The organism is Variovorax sp. KK3, assembly GCF_001984055.1.
GTDB lineage: Bacteria > Pseudomonadota > Gammaproteobacteria > Burkholderiales > Burkholderiaceae_C > Variovorax.
The window spans coordinates 1-4045 of record NZ_LYVO01000160.1; the positions used below are offsets into that span (position 1 = coordinate 1).

General features: G+C 67.6%; 4 protein-coding genes. All 4 read right to left on the bottom strand.

From position 1 onward, the window contains the following. On the bottom strand, window positions 1–1092 hold a 1092-nt coding region (locus tag B0W80_RS34580), incomplete at its 3' end, for an MCP four helix bundle domain-containing protein (protein ID WP_179107101.1). Window positions 1093–1166: 74 nt separating this feature from the next. Further along, complete coding sequence (locus tag B0W80_RS33815; protein WP_077003508.1) at window positions 1167–2897, bottom strand: methyl-accepting chemotaxis protein; 1731 nt, start codon at window positions 2895–2897, stop codon at window positions 1167–1169. A gap of 56 nt (window positions 2898–2953) precedes the next feature. Beyond that, a complete protein-coding gene (locus B0W80_RS33820) occupies window positions 2954–3481 on the bottom strand; it encodes a chemotaxis protein CheW (protein WP_256856765.1) in 528 nt (175 codons plus the stop codon). A gap of 122 nt (window positions 3482–3603) precedes the next feature. After that, window positions 3604–4045 (bottom strand): methyl-accepting chemotaxis protein (locus B0W80_RS33825; protein WP_256856766.1); only part of this gene is annotated, 442 nt, incomplete at its 5' end.

Below are 4045 nucleotides of genomic sequence, written 5' to 3' on the forward strand. Positions count from 1 at the left end.
CGACGAGGCGTGGATCGAGGCCATGGTGTCCACCACCTGGCTCACGACTTCGCCGCCCTTGACGGCCACGCCCGAAGCGGAGAGCGCCAGCTGGTTGGCCTGCCGCGCGTTGTCGGCGTTCTGCTTGACGGTGCTCGTCAGCTCTTCCATCGACGCCGCCGTCTGCTGCAGCGAACTGGCCTGCTCTTCCGTGCGCGACGACAGGTCGTGGTTGCCCGACGCGATCTGGCTCGACGCGGTGGCGATGGCGTCGCTCGAATGCTTGATGCGCACCACCACCTCGGTCAGCTGGTCCTGCATCTGCTTGATGGAATGCAGCACGCTGCCCTCGCCAGCCGAACGCGCCTGCACGCCCACCGTGAGATCGCCTCCGGCGATGCGCCCGACCACGTCGGCCGCGTAGGCCGGCTCGCCGCCGAGCTGGCGCGACAGCAGCCGCGCCACCAGCACGCCCAGGCCCACGCTGGCCAGCAGCCCGACCAGGGCGACGGCCAGCATCGCCAGGCGAGAGGTCTTGAAGGTGCCCTCGGCGCCTTCCATGCTGGCCTTGGCCATGCCGTCGGCATGCGCCACCATCTGGCCCAGCACCTCTTCGAGCGCGCGCGAGTCCTTCAGCAGCTGCGCGCTCTCTTCACCCACGCGGCCATCGAACTGCGAGCTGTCCAGCGACTGCGCTGAGATCAGCTCGATGAAGTCGCCCATGCGCTTGCGAAGGGGCGCCACGCGCGACTCGTAGAGCTGGAAGAGCTTGGCGCCCTGGTCCGTTTCGAGCAGCACCGGCTTGATCTGCGCCATGCGCTCGCCCAGCTCGGCGCCCGCCTTCCTGAGTTCCGCGATGCCGGCATTGCGCTCGCCCTTGGTCGACGCCGACAGCAGGCCCATCTGCGCCCGGCTGGCATAGAGCAGGTGGATGTTGGCGGCCTGCGCGCTTTCGAGCGTGCGCAGCTCGCGGTGATAAAGCCGGCTCGTGCCCTCGCTGATGCGGCCCATGTGGAAGATGCCGAGCGCGCCGATCACGGCACCCAGCGCGGCCACCACCAGAAAGGCCAGGATCAGCCGGGCACTGACGCGAAGTCGTTGGAACCACTGCATTTTTCTTCAACCTTCGTGATGGGGCCCGCGGACACGGGGCCGGACCTGGGTCGGACGGGCGGGCAGGCAGGTGCTTAGAACTCCGTCCAGTCGCCGGAGGGCGCCGCGGTGCTGGCGGCCGGTTTGGCGGCTGGCTTGACAGCCACGCGGCGTTCGGGCGCGGATGCAGCGGCTGTGCGAACGGGCACCTTGACCAGCGGCTGCACGCTGCGGCTCGTGGCCTTGGCCTGCGCCAGCACCTTCGCCACGGCAAGGTCGTCGCCCAGCCGGAACACGCCCACGGCCTGCACCAGGCTCGCGGCCTGCTCCTGCATCGAGGCCGCTGCAGCCGCCGCTTCTTCGACCAGCGCCGCGTTCTGCTGCGTCACCTGGTCCATCTGCGTGATGGCCTGATTCACTTGCTCGATGCCCTGGGTCTGCTCGTGGCTCGCCGCCGTGATCTCACCCATGATGTCGGTCACGCGCTTCACGCTGTCGACCACCTCGTTCATGGTGCGACCAGCCTCGGCCACCAACTCGGAGCCGGCGTCCACCTTGCCGACCGAGTCGTCGATCAGGCCCTTGATCTCCTTGGCGGCGGCTGCCGAGCGTTGCGCCAGGTTGCGCACTTCGGCCGCCACCACCGCGAAGCCACGGCCCTGTTCACCGGCGCGGGCCGCTTCGACCGCCGCGTTCAGCGCCAGGATGTTGGTCTGGAAGGCGATGCCGTCGATCACGCTGATGATGTCGACGATCTTCTTCGACGACGCATGGATCGAGCCCATGGTGTCGACCACCTGGTTGACCACCTCGCCGCCCTTCACGGCCACTTCGGACGCCGACAGCGCCAGTTGGTTGGCCTGCCGTGCGTTGTCGGCGTTCTGCTTGACGGTGCTCGTCAGCTCTTCCATCGACGCCGCGGTCTGCTGCAGCGAGCTGGCCTGTTCCTCGGTGCGCGACGAGAGGTCCTGGTTGCCCGACGCGATCTGGCCCGAGGCCGTGGCGATGGTGTCGGTGCCGCTGCGCACCTGCGTCACCACCCGCGCCAGGCTCTCGTTCATGTTCTTGAGCGCCTGCATCAGCTGGCCGGTCTCGTCGCGCGACTCGACCTCGATGCGTGCGCTCAAGTCGCCGCCGGCCACGGTCTCGGCCACCTTCACCGCCTGGCCCAAGGGCCGCGTGATGCTGCGCGCGATCAGGAAGGCGCAGGCCGCGCCGGCCAGCAGCGTCAGCGCGGTCATCGCCAGCCGCAGCTTGAGGCTGGCCGCATTCGCCGCATCGATCTCGCCGCTCATGCGGTCGATGTCCTTGCGCTGGATGGACAGCAGCGCCAGCACTTCGTTCTCGTAGGCCTTGGCAGCGGGTTGGAAGACGTCCTTGTAGACCGCCTCGCTCTCCTGCACGCTGCCACCGGCCTTGGCCTTCTGCACCGCGTCCTTGGCCAGCTGGTACTTGGCGCGCAGATCCACGATGGACTTGAAGGCCGTCTTTTCCTCGTCGGTGAAGAGCAGGGCTTCGACCTTGCCCATGGTCTCGGTGCCCTTCTTCGTGCTGTCGGCGATGACCTCGGCAAAGGTCACGGGCAGAGTCGCGTCGCTGGTGCGCGCGATCATGGCGGTGCGGGCGATGGCCGAGTAGGTCAGCACGTACCAGTCGGAGATGAGCCGCTCCTTGACCAGCGGGCTTTGCATCATGACACGCGTGGCCTCGGCATTGCGGCTGGCGCTGACCAACGCGAAGGCGGCGGACAGCAGGGTGAGCAGCAGCACCACGCCGAAGCCCAGGGCCAGGCGCGTGCCGATGCGGAGGTTGGAGAAAGACTTCATGTTGAAACTCGAAATGGAATCTGGGTGGGGTCGGCCGAGGGTCGGGACGTCGGCGTTCAGGCAGCGATCTTTTCGACCAGGCCCATCTCGTCGCTGGACATCAGCCGGTCGATGTCCACCAGGATCAGCATTCGCTCTTCGAGCGTGCCCAGGCCGATCAGGTAGTCGGTGTCGAGAGTCGAGCCCATCTCGGGCGCCGGCTTGATCTGGTCCGCGCTCAGCGTGATCACGTCCGACACGCTGTCGACCACCATGCCCACCACGCGGCCGCCGATGTTCAGCACGATCACCACCGTGAACTGGTCGTAGCTCGGCTGGCCCAGCGCGAACTTGATGCGCATGTCGATGATCGGCACGATGATCCCGCGCAGGTTGACCACCCCCTTGATGAACTCCGGCGCGTTGGCGATGCGCGTCACCGCGTCGTAGCCGCGCAGCTCCTGCACCTTCTGGATGTCGATGCCGTATTCCTCGTCGCCCAGCGTGAAGGACAGAAATTCCAGCGGGCGGGCCGCAGGCGTGGAGGACGAATGGGCTGCGCCGGCGCCGGCCTGCTTCGAATGGTCGGAGGTCTTCATGAGCATGGTGCTGTTTCTCGGGTTGCGTCTCGAATGGCCGCGCCTTGGGCGGCTCGGGCGAGCAGTCGGACCTGCTCCACGGAGATATCGGCAGAACGCCCCGGCCTTGAAGGGCCGCGACGCAAAATTCAGGTGGTGGCCTGCAGGCGGAACACGCTCACCGACTGCACCAGGCTGCCGGCCTGCTCCTGCATCGAGGCGGCTGCGGCGGCGGCCTCTTCCACCAGGGCGGCGTTCTGCTGCGTCACCTGGTCCATCTGCGTGATGGCCTGGTTGATCTGCTCGATGCCCAGCGTCTGCTCGTGGCTGGCGGCCGTGATCTCGCCGATGATGTCGGTGACGCGCTTGACGCTGGCGACCACCTCCTGCATCGTGCGGCCGGCCTCGCCCACGAGCGCCGCGCCGGCGTCCACCTTGCCGACCGAATCGTCGATCAGGCTCTTGATTTCCTTGGCCGCTGCAGCGGATCGTTGCGCCAGGTTCCGCACTTCGGCCGCCACCACCGCGAAGCCGCGGCCCTGCTCACCGGCGCGAGCCGCTTCCACTGCCGCGTTCAGCGCCAGGATGTTC